The following is a 19,847-nucleotide window of genomic DNA, read 5'->3' as shown; positions in this document are numbered from 1 at the left end:
TACCCTGTCGCCGTGCGGGCGCTCATCTTCGACCTGGACGGAACCCTCATCGACACCGTCTACGCCCACGTGTTCGCCTGGCAGCGCGCGCTGGCCGAGGCCGGCATGCCCATCGAGGGCTGGCGGATCCATCGGCGGATGGGGATGAGCGGCGGGCTGTTCACGCGGGCCGTCGCTCGCGAGCTGGGGCGCCCGCTCAGCGACCAGGAAATCGAGGACGTCCAGCAGCGCCACGGCCAGCTGTTTCGCGAGCTGCTGCCCGAGCGACGCCCGCTGCCTGGAGCCGCGGATCTACTGCGCCACCTGACCGAGGGCGGCGTGCCGTACGGGATCGCCACCTCAGGACGCCGGCCGGAGATCAACGACTCTCTCGAGGCGCTGGGAGTGGCCCAGGGGGTAGTCGTCGTCGAGCGTGGAGATGTCATGCGGGCCAAGCCGGAGCCGGACCTGTTCCTCGCCTGCCAGGAGCGGATGGGGGTCCAGATCCGCGACGTGACCGTGGTCGGCGACGCGGTGTGGGACCTGCTTGCTGCGCGACGGGCGGGGATGCTGTCGGTGGGTTTGCTGACCGGCGGCTACGGCGGGGACGAGCTGTTGGCTGCCGGCGCGTTCAGGGTCTACCGCGACCCCGCCGAGCTGGACGCCTCGCTGGACGAGCTGGGGATCGGCTGACCTAGCCCGCGTCGTCCTCGTTGGTTCGGCGCAGGCGGCCGCTCACGCCGGATGCCACCCGGCGCGCGACCCGGCCAGCTCCCCTGGCCAGCAAGCCCGCCCCGCGGCGCCCCAGCCGAAACCCGGTACGCCCCATCCAGGTGTAGCAGGCGCGAATGGTGGCCAAGTCGTCCTGGATATCGCCCGCGGCCAGATTGGCCGAGGCCAGCGCGGCCGCCCGCTCCGCCGGTGTCAGGCTCCGCAACGCCAGGCTGAGGCCGATCAGCACGACAGCGGCGTCGTCAAGCTGGCCCGCCACCGGAATGAAACCCGGCACGAGGTCGATCGGTGACAGGACGTACACCGCGGCGGCCACCAGGGCCGCCCGACGCCGGCCAGTGACCTTCGGATGACGGCTGAGGGTCCACGCCAGGCGGGCGTAGCGCGGCAGACGCCGGACAAGCGCCCCGAACCGTTGGCGCGGGAACGGATCGGCGGCGCTCACGGCTTCAGCTCCACTGGGACGATAGTCAAATCGCGAACCTCCCCGATGCGCAGGATACGGATCGGCAGCGGACGCCCGATCGTCTCGCCCACCATAAGGCGCTGAAGGTCGCTCGCATCGCCCACCGGCTGACCGTCAACGTCGAGGATCAGATCGCCGTCGCGCAAGCCGGCTGCCTCGGCCGGGCTGCTGCGGACGACCTCGGTCAGGCCGATCCCCGCCGCCCGACCCAGGGCCCGCGCCACGCGCGGTGGAAGCGGCCGCCGCATTCCGGCTATCCCCAGGAACGCGCGCCGGAACCGTCCATCTCGCATCAGGGCGCCAATGATGCGCCGGGTCGCGGCGTTGATGGGCACGGCCAGGCCCACCCCGATCGCGGCCACCGCCGTGTTGATGCCCACGACCTGGCCACCGGCATCGGCCAGTGCGCCGCCGGAGTTACCCGGGTTCAGGGCGGCGTCGGTCTGGATGACGTTCTCGACAATCCGCGTCGCGCTGCCGGTCTGGGTCGGCAATGACCGGCCCAGGGCGCTCACCACGCCTGCCGTGACGGAGCCCGCCAGCCCGAGCGGAGAGCCCACGGCCACCACCAGCTGGCCCACCTTGAGCCGGTCCGCATCCCCCAGCTCGGCGGCCTCGAGCCGGCCGCCATCCACCCGGACGACCGCCATGTCGGACAGAGGATCGCGGCCGACGATCTCGATCTTGAGCTCCCGCCCGTCCGAGAACGCCGCCACACCCTCCCGGGCGCCGGCCAGGACGTGGGCCGAGGTCAGGATGAACCCGTCCTGGCTGACCACCACGCCCGATCCCACCCCGGATCGGGCCCGGCGACCGTTCCCGCCCTCCACCCGGAGCAGGACGACCTGGCGCAGGAGGCGCTCCGCAACGGCGGTCACGATGCGTGAGTACGCATCGAGCGGGTCGGTGTCAGCCTCCGGGGGAGTTGCGCGCGAGGCAGGCAGGCTGGCGTCGATTGCGTCGGCCACGAGTCGGAGGCGGGGCGCGGAACGGCGGTGCGTGGAGGGTGGCGGCATGGCGACTACTCCTGGCGGTTGAAGCCCCACACCGCGGCGCCCAGCAGCACGATCGCGAAGACCGCCATCAGGGCCACCTCCTCGGGCAGGGTCATGACGTGGCCGCCCACCGTGACGCCCAGTGACGCGGCGGCGTCGCTCCCCAGGAACACCTGGCGGATGGCGTCCACCCCGTAGGTTAGCGGGTTGAACTTGCTCAACACCTGGAGCCAATCCGGCGCCTGGTTGACCGGGAAGAAGACCCCGGCCAGGAAGATGAGCGGGAAGATCAGCAGCTGGATGATGAGCTGGAAGCCCTGCTGCGAGCGCATGAAGCTGGCGACCAGGATCCCCAGCCCGGACAGGGCAATGGACAGCACGAAGACGACCGGGACGAGGAGGGCCACCATCCCGACATTCAGGTCCACGCCAACGACGGGCGCGATGAGCAGCATCAGGAACACCTGGAGGACCGCCACCACGCAGGCGCCGATCGCCTTGCCGAGCACGATCCCGGCCCGCCCCAGGGGAGCCACCAGCAGCTCGCGCAGGAAGCCGAACTCGCGGTCCCAGACCACGCTCACGCCTGCGAACAGGGACGTGGTCAGCACGCCCATGGCGATGATCCCGGGATACATGAACTGGATGAAATCCACCCCCGGCGCCAGCGAGCCGATCAGGTTCCCGAATCCGGCCCCGAAGATGACCAGGAACAGCAGCGGCTGGGCGAACGAGCCGACGAGCCGCGACCGTTCGTTGACGAAGCGGAGCAGCTCGCGGTAGGACACGACCCAGGTTCCGCGCCAGATCTCGGTCATCGGCTTTGGCGGCCTCGGAAGCGCGCCATGCGCGCCACGAGCTGCTCCTGTGAGTCCAGCTCCTCGTCGCGAATCTCGCGACCGGTCAGGTGCAGGAACACGTCGTCCAGGGTCGGCTGCCGCACCGTGACCGATGCCAGCGGCTGGCTGAAGCTGCGAATGAACTCGGGCAAGAACTCGGGCCCGTGGGACACGGTGAAGCTCACCGTCCCGTCGCGGACGGCGGCCTCGGTCCCGTACCGATCGCCGATCTCGAGCGCCGCGGCCTGGTTGTCGGCGGCCGCGATCGTGACCAGGTCTCCTCCCACGGAACGCTTCAACCCGTTGGGCGTGTCCAGGCCCACGATTCGGCCGTGGTCGATGACCGCGATCCGGTCGCTGTGCTCGGCCTCGTCCATGTAGTGGGTGGTCAGGAAGATGGTCAGCCCCTCCTGCTCGCGCAGCGCGCGCAGGTAGTCCCAGATCAGGCGTCGGGTCTGCGGGTCCAGGCCCAGGGTGGGCTCGTCCAGGAATAACACTTGCGGGTGGTGGAGCAGGCCGCGAGCGATCTCCAGCCGACGCTTCATGCCGCCCGAGTACTTCCGCACGTCGCCCTTCCGTCGGTCAGTCAGGTCGACCATGGCCAGCAGCTCGGTCATGCGCTGCTCCCGCAGCTCGGCAGGGATGCCGTAGGCATAGGCGTGGAAGCGGAGGTTCTGCTCGGCGGACAGGTACTCGTCCAGGGTCGTCTGCTGGAAGACCAGACCGATGGAGCGGCGGACTTCGCTGCGCTCACGCCGCACGTCGAAACCGTTGACCCGCGCGGACCCCGCGCTGGGGGCGATGAGGGTACAGAGCATGTTGATGGTCGTCGTCTTGCCTGCCCCATTGGGGCCCAGGAAGCCGAAGATCTCGCCCGGCTCCACGCCGAACGTCACGCCCTTGACCGCCTCGATCTCGCCGAAGTGCTTGGCGAGGCCGTCGACCTCGATGATCATTCGGCGCTCAGAGTACCGGCGAATGCCCCCCACCGTCTTCGGGCGGATCACCCGATGGTCAGCACGACCTTGCCATACGGGCGGTCCTCGATCAGGTGGCGGGTCGCCTCGGCCGCCTCCTCCAGTGGATAGGTGTGATCGTCCAGCAGCGGCTTGATCTGGCCGGAGCTCAGTAGCGGCACCAGGACGTCCCACGCAGCGGACCACGCCTCGCCCGGCTGGAAGTAGATGTTGAAGCCGTGGATGCTGGTCGAACCCGTCCCCGCCGGGCCCCAGATGAGGACGATCGAGTCCACGGTCAAGTCAGTCCCGGCCGGATACCCCATCTGAATCAGGCGTCCGCCAGGACTCAGTGACTTCAAGGCCTCCCCGGTGATCCGTCCGCCGATCGAATCCAGGGCGACCTCGACGCCCTTGCCGTCCGTGAGCCGCATTACGCCTTCACTGAGCGACTCTTGCGACAGGTCGATGACGTCCTCATAGCCCTCGGCGCGGGCCCGTTCTGCCTTCTCCGTGCGTCCGGCCGAGGTGATGACGCGACCGGCGCCGTGGATACGGGCGAGCTGCACGGCGGCGTTCCCGACCGAACCGCCGATCCCTGGAATCAACAGGGACATGCCCGGCTTGAGTCCCACCCCGTGCGTCAGCGCGAGTTGCGCCCCCAGGTACGCCACAGGCACAGCGGCGGCTTCGACATCCGTCAGGTTGTCCGGCACGCGGATGGCCTCGTTGGCGTTCGCTGTCACGTATTCCTGCCAGGTACCCGGACGGGCGTAGCCGTAGGTGCCGACCACCATCACCCGCGTCCCGGTCGGAAAGGCCTCGCTCCCGTCGCCGACGACAACGCCGGACCCCTCGTTGCCCTGGATCGTGCCCGGCTTGACGGCGGCGACCCAACCATTGCGACAGGTGTTGTCGAACGGGTTGACCGCCGCGGCGGTCAATTTGACCAGCACCTCGTCGGGCCCCGGTTCAGGGGTCGGGACGTCGACGACCTTCAGGACGTCGTAGCCCCCGTACTCATCGAACCGAACCGCACGCATCGTCGCTCTCCTTCAAGGTGGGTCTGGCCTGCCGCTTTCTTGACCGGTCATGCTCGCTGGCCGCACCAATGATCACATAGCGAACAAGGGCGCGAAGAGCGAACCGGCGTGAGCCGTTTCCAGGCGACCTATGTGATGCGGAATACCGCCTCGGCCAGCTGGCGGAGGTTGCGGACCTCGAACACGCTGTCCAGCAGCGGGGCGTACTCCGACACGATCGAGTCGCTGGTGTCCCACTCGTTCTCGGGTTCAGGATTCAGGAGGTACACCTTGCGCGCGCGTGCGTGGAGGGAGCGGAGGGCCTCGATCTGGGGCGCTCGGTAGTTGGACCGGGCATCCCCGGTGATGATCACCGTCGAGCGTGAGTCGATGCCGCTTCCGAATCGCTCCCAGAATCGACCAAACACCGCGCCGTAGTCCGAGTGCCCCTCATCGCGTACCACGTCTGCCCGGTACAGGACGTGACGAACTTCTAGGAACGACGCGACATCCTTCAGATGGTCGGTCACCTCATCGATGCCATCCACGAACGCGAAGGACCGCATCCGGCTGAACTCGGTCGTCATGGCCTGGAGCAGGGTGAGGGTGAACGAGGCGAACTCGGCGACCGAGCCGGACACGTCACACAGCAGGTACAGGTCGGGACGGGCCACCTTCGGCCGCTTGAACGCCGGGTCGAGGAGAACCCCGCCCGATGACAGCGAGCGGCGGACGGTCCTCCGCACATCGAGGCGACCGCGGTCACGGCGGCGCCGGCGCCGCGCCATCTTGGTTGCCAGCGCCCGAGCCAATGGCCGAATCGCCTCCCGCATCGCCGCCATTTGACGGGGTGACGCGCCGAGGAAGTCGATTTCGTCGGTGCCCAGCATCTCGATGGCTCGAACCGATGCCTCGGCGCCACGGAGGCCTGCCAGGCTTCCCCGGATATGGGCCGCCAACATCTGCTTGAATGCCTCGATACGCTCCGCGAGTTGCTCCCGGAGGGCGCGCTCATCGACCCCCGATGGTCCGGCCTCGGCCCGGGCGGTGGCGATCATCTGACCCATCAGCTTGGAGAGCTCCAACGCTCGCAGGATCCGATACATGAAGTACCGCTCCGACGCTCCGGGCTGAGTGCCGATCCCGCCGAGGCGGGCGACGGTCATCTCGGCGAGCGCGCGCAAGGCCTCCGGATCCCCGCGTTGGATGGCCTCCATGATGGCGTCCAGCAAGGCGGTCGACCCCTCGGTCCCCATCTGGTCGAAGCTGACTCGATCGAGGCTGGTCGTGATCTGGCGCAGGCCGGGGTTGTTCGCACCGGTTTCCGCGATCTCGCCGTCGCGGGTGAACGGACGCACGGCGAAGTGAAGCTCGAACAGCAAATCGAAGGTAAGCAGATCCTCTGCTTGCTTGATGAGGGTTGCCGCCATAGCGCCCCTGACCTGGCCACGGTCGATGAGGTCAACGGTGCGCAGCGCCACGGTTGCGTCGATGACCTCCGAGGACGAGACCGGGATCCCCGCCTCGCGAAGCTGGCCGACGAACCGCAGCAACGGAGTCAGCAGCACAAAGCCGCCAGGTCGTAACGCGGCCGATTGCGTGGCCATCGCTGCCGACTGTACGGTACGCAGCCACCGTCCATCACCCCCCGGATTGCCAATGAATCCTGCCTTCGACCCAACTCCCGCGCCCCGTGGTCGGCTGGCCCGACTCGGGGTGGTCCTGCACGTCAGCAGTCCGGCGGAGCAGCACGTCGCGTTGGCCGCCATGTGCGAGCGGGCTGGCATCGAGGTCGTCTGGTTCATGGACCGCATTGGCGGGCCAAGGCCGCCGGAGGACGACGACGCGTGGTTGCGCGCTGCCGCCGTGTCGCCTCGGATGAGCCGGAGTGGCATCGGAGCCATGGTCGACCTGGCGAACCGCCCGCCGACCGTCCTGGCAGCGGCCGCAGCGACGGTCTATGGTCCCGGGTTGCCCACTCTCGAGCTGGGCGTTCTGAGCTATGGGCCTGCGACGATGGGCTACCTGGCGGACCTCCGCGAGGCACTGATGACCCACCTGCCTGAGCGTCGGCCGCGCTTGTCGGGGGTGGCGATGGACGTTGGCGAGATCGGCGCGCTGTTGGAGATCGTCGACGATCTCGTGCTGCCCGGATGGCGATTCACCGACCTGGAGGCGGCCGCCGATGAGGCTCGGGCCGAGGCATCAGAGGCCGGCCGTGATCCCTCCAGCCTGGGGGTTGCAGTCCTGGTGCCCGTCTCGATCGGGCGGACGGGGGCCGAGGCCAGCGCGCGGGCCGATGGCGATCCGCTCTTCAGCCACCTTGGCCACCCGGCCGAAGTCGGCATTTTCGGGACGCTCGAGGAGTGCCAGGACCGGGTGATCGCCCTCGCCCATGCCGGCGTCACGGACGTGCGCTGCATCCTCCCCGCGGCGCCCGACGTCCACGACGTCATCGCGCAGCTGACCGCCATGACCGTCGGAACGACCGACGTGCTCCGGCCGGGATCCTTGCGATCACCAGCACCGCCGCCACCGGTCGGTTGGGGTGGGCGCCCGGATCGGCCTCCTCAGCCTGGGATCAGCGGCGGCTCAAAACGGCGCTGACGCGTCGCGCGGTCTCAAGCACCAGCGGGAGGAATTCGTTGCGGAGGGTGACAGGGTCGACCCGCCCCGCGTGAGCGCACACCGAGAGAGCAGCACTGACCCGTCCGTTGACGTCGATGATCGGCGCCGCCACCGAGCAGAGCCCTTCCTCCAACTGCTGGTCGACGATCGCCCAGCTCTGATTCCGTATTTCGGTCAGGATGCCGCGCAGCTCTTGCTCGTCGATGACCGTCCGGTCCGTGTAGCGCGCAATGGCCGCCCGCCGGAAGAACGTTGCCAGTTCGGCTTCGGGCAGGAAGGCCAGCAAAACGCGCCCCTTCGACGTGGCGTGGGCCGGCAGGCGCGACCCCACGCCGACGGCCAGCGTCATGAGTCGCCGCGTCGGGGTGCGTGCCACGTAGAGGATGTCGAATCCGTCGAGGACGGCGATGGACGCCGACTCCTCGAGCCGGTCGGTGAGTGATTGCAGGTAAGGCCGAGCCCACTCCCACGGGTCGTGGGACACGAACGGCTTCGCCAGCTCGAGGACCTGGGGTGTGAGTGCGAACGCGCGCTTGGACGCGGTCAGGTAGCCGAGGTCATGCAGCGTAAGGAGCAGACGCCGGGCGGTGGCGCGCGACAGCCCGGTGCGATCGGCGACTTCGCTGATGGTCAGCGAGGCATCGGGTGCCGAAAAAGCGCGCAGGACGGCCAATCCACGTTCCAATGATTGGACATGCTCGGAGCGCCCCACCGTCACGGGTTCGAGAGGGCTGATGGGCTCCCGCGGTGTGCTGGTTTGCCTTGACATCGGCTTTGCTCCGGCCGGATACTGGTTCGGCCAGCGTACAACTGTTCACAACGCGAACACAAGGCCCTTCGCACAGACCAGTATCGCCTGAATCATCTCGTCAGCCCCTCCCAATCGTGCTCGACCGATCGCACCAGGAGGCGAACGAATGCCAGGATTGCCCTCGTACACCACAGTCTTCGGGTCGCTCGACGACTATCGGAAGGGCGAAATCGACTTGATCGACGACGACCCGGTGCGATACGCGTTCTCCAACATCTTCGAAGTGGCATCCACATCGCGTCCGTACGAGAAGATCGCGGTCGGGAAGAACCGTCAGTACGTCCTCGAGGCGATCCGCGCGGAGGGGACATCCGGCTGGAGGACCGCACCGCACGACGAGTTCGCCCTGGTCATGGACGGCGAGGTCGAGATCCGGCTTCGGAAGCTCGGGCCCGACGATCCGGTAGCCACCGCTCCACGTGGCTCGAACCAACTGAGTGCCGAGCCCGGCGGTCCGCCGATGGGACGCGTGGTCGGACGCCGCGGCCACATGACGTTGTTGCCGGTCGGGGCGGCCTACCAGTTCCATGCCGACTCCCCGTCCGTGATCCTGCTTCAGACTCAGGATGGCCCGGACACGGTCTACAAATGGGCCGAGATCATCCAGACCGTGCCATGACCGGCTTCGTCTTCACCCGACCGTCTACGTTCAGGAGGCTCACATGAGCATCGAGGCTCCGGCCCGAGTCGACGCCAGCGAGGACAACCTGTACGGCTATCAGTCCTTCAAGCTCGGCGAGTTCACCTTCAGCCGCGACGAGTACTTCGTCTACGTCGAGTGGCCCACCGGTCGCCATGTCATGTCCGCGGATGCCTTCCTCCGCGCCTTGCAGCGGGACGTGGCCTGGCAATTCTTCTACGGAACCGTGAACTTCGACGGCGTGATCGGCACGGTGAACCACTACGGCACGGTGGACCTGTTCGCCGGGCGCTACAACGACGCCTACCGCAAGGCCGAGCTGGACCACCTCGAGAATTTCGAGACGCCGCTGATCAAGGCCACCTTCGAGCAGATGCTCGACAATTGGACGAACACGGGATTCGATCCGTTCGCCAGCCCCACCGAGACCGGGACGGCGTTCGGGATCAAGGCGGGCGACAACCGGCCGGCGATCACGCGCCACCGGGTCACCGCCCGCCGGATGGTCAACGTCCCGGGCGACGAGCCGCTCCGCAACGACGACAACGGACACCCCGTCAACCGCCAGTTCGCGGACGTCCCCCAGGGTGAGCCGGAGCTCCACCCGGAGCCGGGGTTCGAGGGCGAGGTGATCGCGTTCAACCTGTTCGCGTATCTCTCGCGCTCGCAGGTCACGTGGAATCCGTCGGTCGTCTCAGTGTGCGGTGACAGCCTCTACTGCCCGACGACCGAGGAATACATCCTGCCCATCATCCACGGCAATGACCGGGTCGAGTGGTTCGTCCAGCTCTCAGACGAGATCTACTGGAACGTCGAGGACCGTGACACCGGCGCGGCGCGGGCGAAGGTCGTCATGCGCCCCGGCGACGTGGCCGCCATGCCGGCCGACATCCGGCACCAGGGCTACGCCCCGAAGCGCTCGATGCTCCTTGTCTGGGAGAACGCCGACCCCGAGCTGCCTGGACTGATCTCGAGCGGCCAGCTGCCCTCGACCGCCGTCCAACTGTAGCGAGGCCGGGTCGATCGCTGCCATGGCCATCGCCCAGGGCGCCATCGACCTGCGCCTCCAGGATCGGCTGTTCATCGGGGGCGAGTTCGTCGACGCAGCCGATGGAGCCACCTTCATCAGCCTGAATCCGCACGACGGGTCGAAGCTGGCCGAGGTGGCCCGGGCGGGACCCGCGGATATCGACCGTGCCGTTGCATCGGCGGTGGACGCCTTTCCCGCCTGGGCGCGCACGGGGGCGGCGGCTCGTGGCCGGCTGCTCCTCCAGCTAGCCGACCGGATCGAGGAGCTGGCCGACGAGTTGGCGACCATCGAAACCCTGGACACGGGTCATCCGATCCGCGACAGCCGGAACCTGGACGTCATCCGAACGGCGGCCACCTTCAGGTATTTCGGGGGAATGGCCGACAAGATCCAGGGCGACGTTATCCCGGTGGAGCCTGGCTTTCTGAACTACGTGCTCCGCGAACCAGTTGGCGTGGTGGGCATGATCGTTCCCTGGAACTTCCCGCTCATGTTCTGCAGCTGGAAGATGGGTCCGGCCCTGGCGGCCGGCAACACGGTTGTGCTGAAGCCTGCCGAATTGACACCTCTCAGCTCATTGCGGATCGCCGAGCTGATGGTCGAGGTGGGGTTCCCGCCTGGGGTCGTCAACATCGTGCCCGGGCCGGGCGCGGTGGCCGGCGAGCGGTTGGCGGCTCACCCCGATGTGCGGAAGATCGCCTTCACGGGCTCGACAGCAATTGGGAAACGGATCGTCGAACTGTCGGCCTCGAACGTGAAGCGCGTCCAGCTCGAGCTGGGCGGCAAGGGCGCCAACATAATCTTCGCCGACGCCGATCTCGAGGCCGCAGTCGGCGGCTCAGCCTTCGCGATCTATCACAACCAGGGCCAGGCCTGCATCGCAGGCTCGCGGCTGATCCTCCATGAGTCGATCGCCGAGGACTTCCTTGGCCGATTCATCGCGCTATCCGAGTCGATCAAGATCGGCAACCCGCTGGACCCCGCGACCGAGATGGGCCCGCTCACGTCCGCCGCCCATCGCGAGCGTGTCCTGCACTACGTCGAGCTGGCCCGCGAGGACGGTGGCGAGGTCCTCAGCGGGGGGAAGGTCCCAACCGAGCCAACGCTCGCCAACGGCTTCTACGTACAACCGACCGTGGTCCGGGCCGATCCCGACGCGCGCGTCTGCCGCGAGGAAGTGTTCGGGCCGTTCGTGACGGTCACCACCTTCCGGTCCGAGGAAGAGGCGATCGACATCGCCAACGGCGTGGAGTACGGGCTGGGTGGCGGCCTGTGGACGCGCGACCTGTCGCGCGCCCACCGCGTGGCGCGACAGCTCCGCGCCGGCATGGTGTGGATCAACACGTACAAACGCGTGAATCCGGGGTCTCCATTCGGCGGAATCGGTCCATCGGGCTACGGCCGGGAAATGGGCTTCGACGCCATTCATGAGTACACCCAGTCCCGGTCGGTGTGGGTCAACGTGGATGCCCAGATTCCGCCGTTCTACAAGCGGGCATAGGGGCGCCGGATAGAGACCGCCATGCGACGCTTCGTCTACGACGCGCTCCCCGGTCGAGTCGTCTTCGCCAACGGCGCCTTCGACCGAGTCCCGGACGAGCTCGACCGGCTGGGTGCCCGTCGGGTGCTGCTGATTGCGGATCGGTCCGCGCAGTCATGGGCGGAACGCCTAACGGAGCAGCTGGCCGATCGCGTTGTCGCCCGCATCGACGACGTTCGAGTTCATGTTCCGATCGAACGCGCGACCGCCGCCCGAACCCTGGCGCGCGAATCAGCGGTCGATTCGATGCTCGCGATCGGCGGTGGGTCGACCACCGGTCTGGCCAAGGCGGTCGCCCTCGAACTACCCCTCCCGATCCTGGCTATCCCGACCACATACGCCGGATCCGAAATGACGCCGATCTGGGGTCTAACCGAGGGCGCCCGCAAGCGAACCGGTCGTGATTCGGTGGTCCAGCCGAAGACCGTGATCTACGACCCGATCCTGACCCTTTCCCTCCCTCCGGCCATCGCCGGGCCGTCGGGGATGAACGCGTTGGCGCACTGCGCCGAGGCGCTGTATGCCGACGGCGCCAACCCGGTCACCTCGCTGATGGCCGAGGAGGGGATCCGGGTCCTGGCGGTGAGCCTGCCGCGCGTGACCAACTCACCGGATGACCTCGAGGCGCGCGGCGAAGTGCTGCTCGGGGCGTACCTGGCGGCCGCGGCCTTCGCTGCCGCGGGGTCCGGGATTCACCACAAGATGTGTCACGTCTTGGGCGGCGCCTACGATCTGCCCCACGCCGAGACCCATACCGTGATCCTGCCCCACGCCCTGGCGCTGGTCGCCCCCACCGAGCCGGAGGCGATGGCCCGGATTGCCGCTGCGATGGGCAATCCTGACGTGCCCGGCGCCGTATACGACCTGGCCGTGGCACTCGGGACGCCGACTTCCCTGGCCGCGATCGGCTTGCCGGCGGATCGCCTCGATGAGGCGGCCGGCCTGATCGTGGATGCCGTTTCCGCAAGCTCCCAGCCGGCGGACTTGCCGTCCGTCCGATCCCTGCTGAGTGACGCCTTCGAGGGGCGTCGACCGTCATTCGACCGCGTCATCCAGCGGTCGAGCACCGCGTAGCCCGGCCAACCCGGCCGGGAGAAGGAGGAGCAGACTCATGGCTGAAGAAGGCGGTAATCGGGAAGATCGACTGTTCTCGCTCGAGAGCACGATGAAACGCTCGATGCGTCGTCGCGACTTCCTGCGCCTGACCGCATACGGGGGGGCCAGCGCGGCGCTGGGCGCCTTCCTCGCGGCCTGTGGGATCAGCGCCTCAGGATCTCCCTCGCCGGGCGGCTCGGCTGGTGCGTCGGCCGCCCCGACCGGGCGGACGCTCAAGCTCGGCTACGTGACGCCGACCACCGGCCCCTTCGCCGCCTTCGCCGAAGCGGATGACTACGTCCGCAACGGCGTGGAGCAAGCCATCGGGAAGGGGATCGTCAACGGGGGAACGACGTACCCAATCGAAATCCTGGTCAAGGACAGCCAGGGCGACCCGACCCGCGCCGCGGAAGTCGCCGGTGAGCTCATCCTCGACGAGGAGATCGACCTCATGCTCGTGGCCTCGACCCCCGAAACGACGAATCCAGTGTCCGACCAGTGTGAGGCGAACGCCGTGCCGTGCATTTCGACGGTTGCGCCATGGCAGCCCTATTTCCTGGGCCGCCAGCCAGGCGTCGCTCCGCCCGACACGCAGCCCTTCGAGTGGACGTATCACTTCTTCTGGGGGCTCGAGGACATCATCATCGCCTTCACGGACATGTGGGACCAGGTCCCCAACAACAAGACCGTCGGCTTCTTCATGCCCAACGACGGCGACGGAAACGCCTGGAGCAGTCCGGACGTCGGCTTTCCAGCGACGCTGACGCCGGCCGGATATACGATCGAGGACCCTGGGCGGTACGAGAACCTGACCCAGGACTACAGCAACATGATCGAGGGCTTCAAGGGGGCAGGGGTCGAGATCATGACCGGGGTTCCGCTGCCGCCTGACTTCACGACGTTCTGGACACAGGCCGCGCAGCAGGGGTTCATACCGAAGGCTGCCTCCATCGGCAAGGCGCTCCTGTTCCCGGCGTCCGTCGATGCCCTCGGGCCCGACCTCGGCCTTGGACTCTCGTCCGAAGTCTGGTGGAGCCCGAACCATCCGTTCAGCTCGTCACTGACCGGCGCCAGCGCCAAGGAGCTTGCCGACGGCTACACCGCCGAGACGGGCAGGCAATGGACCCAGCCGATCGGCTTCGCCCACGCGGTGTTCGAGGTCGCTGCCGATGTCCTCTCGCGCGCGGCAAGCGTCGATGACAACGCGGCGATCCGCGACGCCATCACGGCAACAGCGCTCGACACGGTCGTCGGCCATATCGAGTGGGACGGCGCTGGTCTACCCCCGTTCGCGGCGACGAACGTCGCCAAGACCCCGGTCGTCGGCGGCCAGTGGGTCCGAGGCACCGACTTTGACTACGACCTCGTCATCGTGAGCAACAAGGACCATCCCGAGATCCCGACGGCGGCGACCATGGAGCCGATCCCGGGCAGCTGACCGCGGAAACCAGAAGCGGGGAGGGCGAAAGGCGATTGACCGCGCTGCTCGAACTCGAGGGGCTTCATAAGGCCTTCGGTCGAGTGGTCGTGGCGGACGACCTCTCGTTCTCCATCGATTCGGGTGAAACACTGGGCATCGTCGGCCCGAACGGGGCCGGCAAGACCAGCGTTCTGAACCTCATTACGGGCGGGATCCCCGTTGACCGGGGTCGGATCCTCCTGGATGGCGCCGATATCTCCCGACTCCCCGCCCATGCCCGCGCCAAGCTCGGCATCGGTCGGACGTACCAGATTCCGCTCCCGTTCGCCGGGATGACCGTGTTCGAGAACGTGCTGCTGGCGGCGACCTATGCGAGTCCCGAGCAGCACAACGGAACCGATGCCACCGCGATCAGCGTCCACGCACTGGAACAGACCCAGCTGCTCGGCCAGGCGAACCATATGGCCGGGTCCCTGCCCCTTCTCGACCGCAAGCGCCTCGAGTTGGCCCGCACCCTTGCCGCCCAGCCCCGGCTCCTGCTCCTGGACGAGATCGCCGGTGGATTGACCGAGCCGGAAGTTCAGGAACTTACTGGCACGATCCTGGCGCTCAAGGCGGACGGCCTGACGATTCTTTGGATAGAGCACATTGTCGAAGCACTCATGTCCGTCGTCGACCGACTGCTTGCCATGGATGTCGGTCGCAAGCTGGCCGAAGGTGAGCCGCGCGAGGTCCTTTCGCGGCCCGCGGTTCGGGCGGTATACCTGGGACAGGAGGATCTCGGGTGACGTTCCTCCAGCTTGAGGATGCCAGCGCGTTCTACGGCGACTTCCAGGCCCTGTTTGACGTGTCTCTGGAGGTCGATGAAGGCGAGACGGTGGCGATCATCGGCGCCAACGGCGCAGGAAAGTCCACCCTCCTTCGCCTGATCGCCGGCCTGCACCCACTCCGCAATGGTCGGTTGGCCTACGACGGTCGGGCAATCGGTCAGGTCCTTGCTCACCGGCGCGTGCGCGAGGGAATCTCGCTCGTGCCCGAGGGCCGTCGGATCTTCCCCAGCCTGAGCGTGGATGAGAATCTGCAGGTCGGATCGCACGCCAACCGAGACGGGCCGTGGACGGTGGCGGCGGTCAAGGACTTGTTCCCGATGCTGGGACAGGTCGGGCGCCGCAGCGCCGCGGTCCTGTCCGGCGGTGAGCAACAGGCGTTGGCGATCGGGCGAGCGCTGATGGCCAACCCCAGGCTTTTGCTGATGGACGAGGTATCCCTCGGGCTGGCGCCGATCGTGGTCAGTCAGCTGTACGCGGCCATCCCACAGATCGGCGCGGCAGGGACCACCATCCTCTTGGTGGAGCAGAACACCAACCAGGCGCTGGTCGCTTCTGATCGGGTCTATTGCCTGCTCGAGGGCCGAGTCTCACTGACGGGCAGGCCGAGCGAACTCGTCCGCTCGGATATCGTGGCTGCGTACTTCGGCCTCTGACCATGGAATGGGCGAACGCCGTCATCCAGGGTGTCCTGCTCGGTGGGCTGTACGCCCTGCTGGCCACCGGCCTGTCCCTCATCTTCGGGGTTATGCGCCTCGTCAATCTGGCCCATGGGGACCTGGGCATGCTGGCGGCCTATGTGTCGGTCGTAATCGTGAGCGTCGCCGGTATCGGGCCCCTGGAGAGCCTGGTCGTCGTCGTGCCGGTAATGATGGTCCTCGGGTACGTCCTTCAGCGCAGCTTGCTGAACTTCACCCTGACCGGCGGCGTGTTGCCGCCGTTGCTGGTGACCTTTGGACTTTCGGTCATCATCCAGAACGCGCAGCTGACGATCTTCAGCGCCGATTCGCAGGGACTTGACGCCGGTCCCATCGAGATCGCGAGCCTGCCCATCACGGACCAGATCACGGTTGGCTGGCTGCCACTCCTGACATTGGTGGTCGCCGTGGCCATCTTGATCGGGCTGCAACTTCTGATCAGCCGAACGAGGCTCGGGCGGGCGCTGCGGGCCACCTCAGACGACGGTGAAGCAGCGCGCATCGTCGGGATCGACAGCCGACACATCTACGGGATCGCAATGGCCATCGCGTTGGGTACGGTAGCCATCGGGGGCGTCTTTCTCGGGATCCGCACCACCTTTGGTCCGGGGGACGGCCCCGCTCGCCTGATCTTCGCGTTCGAGGCGGTCATCATCGGCGGCCTTGGCTCCCTCTGGGGCACCCTGGTCGGCGGCGTGATCCTGGGCGTCGCCCAGACGGTCGGCGGCCAAATCAGTCCGGCCTACCAGGTGCTCGCCGGCCACCTGGTGTTCCTCGCTGTCCTGCTGTTCCGTCCGACCGGTCTGTTCTCGCGACGCGGAGCGCGGCAACTGTGACGCCCGCGACTCCACGCTCGCATCGATTCCGGACACGCTGGGCAACGCGAGCCAGTCGGGTGACCGCGATCGTGGGCATCGGCCTTTTCATCGGCCTGGCGGTCCTGCCCTTCTGGGGCCCGGATGGCGTCCTCCGCCTGCTCATCGAGTTCTTCGTGCTCCTGGCCATGGCCCAGATGTGGAACCTCCTGGCCGGCTATGCCGGCCTGGTCTCCATTGGTCAGCAGGCGTTCGTCGGAATCGGTGCATATGGCCTGTTCTATTTCACCGACCTGGCCGGCCTGCCACCGATCGCGGCCATCGGCGCCACCGCGGCTGTCGCGGTGCTCATTGCGTTGTTGACCTCGCTGTTCGCCTTCCGCCTTCGGGATGGCTACTTCGCGGTCGGGACGTGGGTCATTGCCGAGATCTTCCGCATCGTCGTCTCGCAGGTCGAAACGCTCGGCCTCGGGACCGGGGTCACCATCCAGACTCTTGTCCAGATGCCTCCCGAGGAGCGACTCAACCTCGTCTACTGGCTGGCCCTGGGAGTTGGCTTCGGGGCGGTAGTCGTGGTCATCCTGGTCATGCGCTCCCGCCTGGGTTTGGCACTGGGGGCGATTCGTGACAGCGAGGTCGCGGCCAGTGGACTGGGGGTCAACGTCCTCCGCACCAAGCGAATGGTGTATGTCATCGCCTCGGTGGGCTGCGCGGTCGCGGCCGCGGTGTACTACATGAACCTGCTCAGAATCCAGCCGACGGCCGCGTTCAGCGTGGACTGGACGGTCCAGATGATCTTCGTCGTCGTCATCGGTGGCCTGGGACGTATCGAGGGCCCCATCATTGGCGCCATCGTGGTCCTCGGGCTCCAGGAAGCCCTGGCCGACTTCGGGAGTGCGTACTTGATCATTCTGGGACTGGTCATGATCGTCGTCGTTCTGTTTGCCCGGCGCGGCCTGTGGGGCCTGGTCACCGCCCGCTGGCCGATCTCCCTGTTCGGCATTCAGCGCCGCTTGGTGCCGGCGGAGGACCGCTCGTGACCGGCGACGCGCCGGCCGCGGCCCGGTTCGAGTCACCCGAGCAGGTCGTCGAACGGCTCCGCTCTGACGACTACTTGGCGGACCCGCAGATCGGCCTCACCGTCTTCCTCGCCGACCGCCTCGAAAAGCCCATCCTGTTGGAAGGTCCGGCGGGCGTAGGAAAGACTGAGCTTGCCCGATCCGTCGCCCGCGTAACGGGTGCTCCCCTTATCCGGCTCCAGTGCTACGAGGGCATCGACGAATCGAAGGCGCTGTACGAATGGAACTACAAGAAGCAGCTGCTGCGGATCCAGGCCGATGAGCGGCGGGAGGCCTGGTCGGAGCTCGAGGACGACATCTTCAGCGAGTCGTTCCTCCTGTCGCGACCCCTCCTGAGCGCTATCCGGGCCTCAAAGCCAGTCGTGTTGCTCATCGATGAGATTGACCGCGTGGAGGTCGAGGCGGAGGCACTCATGCTCGAGGTGCTGGCCGACTTTCAGGTCACCATCCCCGAGCTGGGCACCATTGTGGCCGCGACGCGGCCCATGGTCTTCCTCACCTCGAACGACACCCGCGACCTGTCGGAGGCGCTCAAACGCCGGTGCCTGTTCCTGCACCTGGGGTATCCGTCTCCCGAACGCGAGCGGGACATCCTCCTGGCGCGGGTCAGCGGGCTGTCCGAGGATCTCGCGAGCCAGGTGGCCCGAATCGTGCATCGGATCCGGAGCCTCGACCTGAAGAAAGCGCCCTCGATCTCGGAGTCGATCGACTGGGCCCGCACGCTGGTGCTGCTGGGACTGGACGGCGTGGGACCGGGCGACGCGACCGAAACGCTTCACGTCCTACTCAAGTACGAGGCCGATATCGCCAAGGCGCGGGCCGACCTGCTCGGCCAGGCGCTGCCCGACGCGGATGGCGGCGCTGAGCCAATCGATGCCTTCCGGCACCCCGAAGGCCGACCGCGATGACCACGAAGGATCGCCTCTCCACCGTGATGCCGGCACTGCTCGAGGCCCTCCATCGGGCGGCTCGTGAGCAGGATCTGACCAACGATGAGCTCATGGCCGTGGTGGCGTTCCTGACTGAGGTGGGCCGTGCCGACGAGTTCGTCCTCCTGTCCGATGTGCTCGGCGTGTCCCGCATCGTCGACGACCAGACCCACGCGTCGGCGAGTGGAACGCCAAGCAACGTCCTGGGTCCCTTCTACCGGCCCGGCGCGCCGTGGATCGAGAATCCGGGGTCCATCGTCGATCCGACCGATGACTCAGCCCGGATCACCCTCGGGGGTCGTGTCTCGGACGCCAATACCGGGCAGCCGGCCGCCGGAGCCATTGTCGACATCTGGCAGGCGAATGGCGAAGGTCTGTACTCGAACGAGGACGGGCAACTGCCGCCGTGGAACCTGCGCGGCCGACAGCGCGTCGACGGCGACGGACGGTACTGGGTCGAAACGATCCGCCCCAGCCACTACACGGTCAAGGACAATGGGCCCGTCGGTCGACTGCTGGCCGCGCTCGAGCGGCATCCGTGGCGCCCGGCCCACATTCACCTGCAGGTCTCGGCCGATGGCTATCGGTCGCTGGTCACCCAGGCATACATCGCGGGTGGGCCCTACCTCGACGACGACACCATCAGCGGCGTCAAGCAAGAGCTGGTCGTGCCGTTAGCCCACGGTCAGCTGATCTTCGACGTCGCGCTGCTGCCAGCCGGGCAGCCAGCCTAGCCCTCGGGTCGGCTCTGCGGGCCGCTGATCGGCAGGGCCCAATAGATGGCATAGACCGCGAAGCCGATCAGGCTGACGAGCGGGTTGACGAGCGCCAGCAGGGTGATCCCCAGGTAGACGAGGGGGCCGTACTGGTAGCCGCGAGCCCCAGCCTCCCGGATCTCATTGTCGATGCCCGAGCGCAGCAGGTGCCCGCCTTTGCCGGAAGCGTAGAGCCAGATGACGTTGTACATGACCGCGATGGCGACGGTGGTGCCGCCGTACAGGACCATGGCCGCCACCTCGTCCACGCCGCTCCCCAGCCGCTCGGCCATCACGTCGGTGGAGTAGGGCAGGAAGGCGATGAACATCAAGAACACGACGTGGATGAGCGCAAACGTCGTATTCGACCGACCGATGAGGGTGAACAGCTGGTGGTGGTTGATCCACATGATGCCGATGGTCAGGAAGCTCACGACGTACGCCATGAAGGCCGGCCATTGATCGACCAGCGCAGCCACCAGCGGCTTGTCAGGTTCGGGCACCCCGATGCCCAGCACCAGCAAGGTGATCGCGATGGCAAAGACCCCGTCCGAAAAAGTTTCCAGGCGACCGGTCTCGGTCACCCCTCGA

At 67.3% G+C, this 19,847-nt stretch carries 21 protein-coding genes; 13 read left to right on the top strand and 8 right to left on the bottom strand.

Annotated features, from left to right (window positions below; genetic code table 11):
• The first annotated feature begins 12 nt into the window (after nt 1–12).
• Nucleotides 13–672, top strand: a complete 660-nt coding sequence (locus AABM41_00970; GenBank protein ID MEK6190877.1) for an HAD family hydrolase — start codon at nt 13–15, stop codon at nt 670–672.
• Between the two features lies 1 nt (nt 673).
• On the opposite strand, the gene AABM41_00965 is transcribed toward AABM41_00970, so the two are convergent.
• The 6 genes from AABM41_00965 to AABM41_00940 all read right to left on the bottom strand — a co-directional run bounded on the left by AABM41_00965 (nt 674) and on the right by AABM41_00940 (nt 6,596).
• Nucleotides 674–1,156, bottom strand: a complete 483-nt coding sequence (locus AABM41_00965) for a DUF1232 domain-containing protein (GenBank protein MEK6190876.1) — start codon at nt 1,154–1,156, stop codon at nt 674–676.
• Nucleotides 1,153–2,193, bottom strand: a complete 1,041-nt coding sequence (locus tag AABM41_00960) for a trypsin-like peptidase domain-containing protein (GenBank protein MEK6190875.1) — start codon at nt 2,191–2,193, stop codon at nt 1,153–1,155. Before AABM41_00960 ends, AABM41_00965 begins: the two co-directional genes overlap by 4 nt.
• 5 nt (nt 2,194–2,198) lie before the next feature.
• Nucleotides 2,199–2,990, bottom strand: a complete 792-nt coding sequence (locus AABM41_00955; protein MEK6190874.1) for an ABC transporter permease — start codon at nt 2,988–2,990, stop codon at nt 2,199–2,201.
• A complete protein-coding gene (locus tag AABM41_00950) occupies nt 2,987–3,967 on the bottom strand; it encodes an ATP-binding cassette domain-containing protein (protein MEK6190873.1) in 981 nt (326 codons plus the stop codon). The genes AABM41_00955 and AABM41_00950 overlap by 4 nt, the downstream gene beginning before the upstream one ends.
• A gap of 47 nt (nt 3,968–4,014) precedes the next feature.
• Complete coding sequence (locus AABM41_00945; protein MEK6190872.1) at nt 4,015–5,010, bottom strand: zinc-binding alcohol dehydrogenase family protein; 996 nt, start codon at nt 5,008–5,010, stop codon at nt 4,015–4,017.
• Between the two features lie 128 nt (nt 5,011–5,138).
• Nucleotides 5,139–6,596: a VWA domain-containing protein gene (locus AABM41_00940; protein MEK6190871.1), complete on the bottom strand. Its 1,458-nt coding sequence runs from the start codon at nt 6,594–6,596 to the stop codon at nt 5,139–5,141.
• A 52-nt stretch (nt 6,597–6,648) separates the two neighbouring features.
• On the opposite strand from AABM41_00940, the gene AABM41_00935 reads away from it, so the two are divergent.
• The gene (locus AABM41_00935; protein MEK6190870.1) at nt 6,649–7,596 is read left to right on the top strand and encodes an LLM class flavin-dependent oxidoreductase; all 948 of its coding nucleotides are present in this window, start codon (nt 6,649–6,651) and stop codon (nt 7,594–7,596) included.
• On the opposite strand, the gene AABM41_00930 is transcribed toward AABM41_00935, so the two are convergent.
• Entirely contained in the window at nt 7,571–8,386 is an 816-nt protein-coding gene (locus tag AABM41_00930; protein ID MEK6190869.1) for an IclR family transcriptional regulator C-terminal domain-containing protein, read from the bottom strand. The two genes, AABM41_00935 and AABM41_00930, sit on opposite strands and share 26 nt — an antisense overlap.
• A gap of 148 nt (nt 8,387–8,534) precedes the next feature.
• Between AABM41_00930 and AABM41_00925 the strand changes: the two genes are divergently transcribed.
• From AABM41_00925 to AABM41_00875, 11 genes are all read left to right on the top strand, one after another.
• A complete protein-coding gene (locus AABM41_00925; GenBank protein ID MEK6190868.1) occupies nt 8,535–9,047 on the top strand; it encodes a hydroxyquinol 1,2-dioxygenase in 513 nt (170 codons plus the stop codon).
• 43 nt (nt 9,048–9,090) lie between these two features.
• The gene (locus AABM41_00920) at nt 9,091–10,077 is read left to right on the top strand and encodes a hydroxyquinol 1,2-dioxygenase (GenBank protein MEK6190867.1); all 987 of its coding nucleotides are present in this window, start codon (nt 9,091–9,093) and stop codon (nt 10,075–10,077) included.
• A gap of 22 nt (nt 10,078–10,099) precedes the next feature.
• Entirely contained in the window at nt 10,100–11,599 is a 1,500-nt protein-coding gene (locus AABM41_00915) for an aldehyde dehydrogenase family protein (GenBank protein ID MEK6190866.1), read from the top strand.
• Between the two features lie 21 nt (nt 11,600–11,620).
• On the top strand, nt 11,621–12,712 hold the full coding sequence (locus AABM41_00910) for a maleylacetate reductase (protein ID MEK6190865.1): 1,092 nt from the start codon (nt 11,621–11,623) through the stop codon (nt 12,710–12,712).
• Nucleotides 12,713–12,803: 91 nt separating this feature from the next.
• Complete coding sequence (locus AABM41_00905; protein ID MEK6190864.1) at nt 12,804–14,171, top strand: ABC transporter substrate-binding protein; 1,368 nt, start codon at nt 12,804–12,806, stop codon at nt 14,169–14,171.
• 35 nt (nt 14,172–14,206) lie between these two features.
• Nucleotides 14,207–14,941 (top strand): ABC transporter ATP-binding protein, encoded by a 735-nt coding sequence (locus AABM41_00900; GenBank protein MEK6190863.1) that lies wholly within the window; start codon nt 14,207–14,209, stop codon nt 14,939–14,941.
• On the top strand, nt 14,938–15,636 hold the full coding sequence (locus AABM41_00895) for an ABC transporter ATP-binding protein (GenBank protein ID MEK6190862.1): 699 nt from the start codon (nt 14,938–14,940) through the stop codon (nt 15,634–15,636). The genes AABM41_00900 and AABM41_00895 overlap by 4 nt, the downstream gene beginning before the upstream one ends.
• 2 nt (nt 15,637–15,638) lie before the next feature.
• Nucleotides 15,639–16,514 (top strand): branched-chain amino acid ABC transporter permease, encoded by an 876-nt coding sequence (locus tag AABM41_00890; GenBank protein ID MEK6190861.1) that lies wholly within the window; start codon nt 15,639–15,641, stop codon nt 16,512–16,514.
• Nucleotides 16,515–16,573: 59 nt separating this feature from the next.
• On the top strand, nt 16,574–17,533 hold the full coding sequence (locus AABM41_00885) for a branched-chain amino acid ABC transporter permease (GenBank protein MEK6190860.1): 960 nt from the start codon (nt 16,574–16,576) through the stop codon (nt 17,531–17,533).
• The gene (locus AABM41_00880) at nt 17,530–18,480 is read left to right on the top strand and encodes a MoxR family ATPase (protein MEK6190859.1); all 951 of its coding nucleotides are present in this window, start codon (nt 17,530–17,532) and stop codon (nt 18,478–18,480) included. The genes AABM41_00885 and AABM41_00880 overlap by 4 nt, the downstream gene beginning before the upstream one ends.
• Complete coding sequence (locus tag AABM41_00875) at nt 18,477–19,235, top strand: dioxygenase (protein ID MEK6190858.1); 759 nt, start codon at nt 18,477–18,479, stop codon at nt 19,233–19,235. Before AABM41_00880 ends, AABM41_00875 begins: the two co-directional genes overlap by 4 nt.
• Here the strand turns inward: AABM41_00875 and AABM41_00870 are convergent.
• A complete protein-coding gene (locus AABM41_00870) occupies nt 19,232–19,840 on the bottom strand; it encodes a TMEM175 family protein (protein MEK6190857.1) in 609 nt (202 codons plus the stop codon). The genes AABM41_00875 and AABM41_00870 overlap by 4 nt on opposite strands.
• Between the last annotated feature and the right edge of the window lie 7 nt (nt 19,841–19,847).

Source organism: Chloroflexota bacterium (genome assembly GCA_038040195.1).
In the GTDB taxonomy this organism is placed as follows: Bacteria; Chloroflexota; Limnocylindria; order QHBO01; family QHBO01; genus DASTEQ01.
The sequence above is the reverse complement of the archived record's forward strand: the minus strand, read 5'-3'. Positions and strand labels throughout refer to the sequence as shown.

Excerpts from the sequence above, each read along its gene's own strand:
- AABM41_00960 (MEK6190875.1), bottom strand. The coding sequence starts at position 2,193 with ATGCCGCCACCCTCCACGCACCGCCGTTCCGCGCCCCGCCTCCGACTC.
- AABM41_00955 (MEK6190874.1), bottom strand. The coding sequence starts at position 2,990 with ATGACCGAGATCTGGCGCGGAACCTGGGTCGTGTCCTACCGCGAGCTG.
- AABM41_00950 (MEK6190873.1), bottom strand. The coding sequence starts at position 3,967 with ATGATCATCGAGGTCGACGGCCTCGCCAAGCACTTCGGCGAGATCGAG.
- AABM41_00945 (MEK6190872.1), bottom strand. The coding sequence starts at position 5,010 with ATGCGTGCGGTTCGGTTCGATGAGTACGGGGGCTACGACGTCCTGAAG.
- AABM41_00940 (MEK6190871.1), bottom strand. The coding sequence starts at position 6,596 with ATGGCCACGCAATCGGCCGCGTTACGACCTGGCGGCTTTGTGCTGCTG.
- AABM41_00935 (MEK6190870.1), top strand. The coding sequence starts at position 6,649 with ATGAATCCTGCCTTCGACCCAACTCCCGCGCCCCGTGGTCGGCTGGCC.
- AABM41_00930 (MEK6190869.1), bottom strand. The coding sequence starts at position 8,386 with ATGTCAAGGCAAACCAGCACACCGCGGGAGCCCATCAGCCCTCTCGAA.
- AABM41_00925 (MEK6190868.1), top strand. The coding sequence starts at position 8,535 with ATGCCAGGATTGCCCTCGTACACCACAGTCTTCGGGTCGCTCGACGAC.
- AABM41_00920 (MEK6190867.1), top strand. The coding sequence starts at position 9,091 with ATGAGCATCGAGGCTCCGGCCCGAGTCGACGCCAGCGAGGACAACCTG.
- AABM41_00915 (MEK6190866.1), top strand. The coding sequence starts at position 10,100 with ATGGCCATCGCCCAGGGCGCCATCGACCTGCGCCTCCAGGATCGGCTG.
- AABM41_00910 (MEK6190865.1), top strand. The coding sequence starts at position 11,621 with ATGCGACGCTTCGTCTACGACGCGCTCCCCGGTCGAGTCGTCTTCGCC.
- AABM41_00905 (MEK6190864.1), top strand. The coding sequence starts at position 12,804 with ATGAAACGCTCGATGCGTCGTCGCGACTTCCTGCGCCTGACCGCATAC.
- AABM41_00890 (MEK6190861.1), top strand. The coding sequence starts at position 15,639 with ATGGAATGGGCGAACGCCGTCATCCAGGGTGTCCTGCTCGGTGGGCTG.
- AABM41_00875 (MEK6190858.1), top strand. The coding sequence starts at position 18,477 with ATGACCACGAAGGATCGCCTCTCCACCGTGATGCCGGCACTGCTCGAG.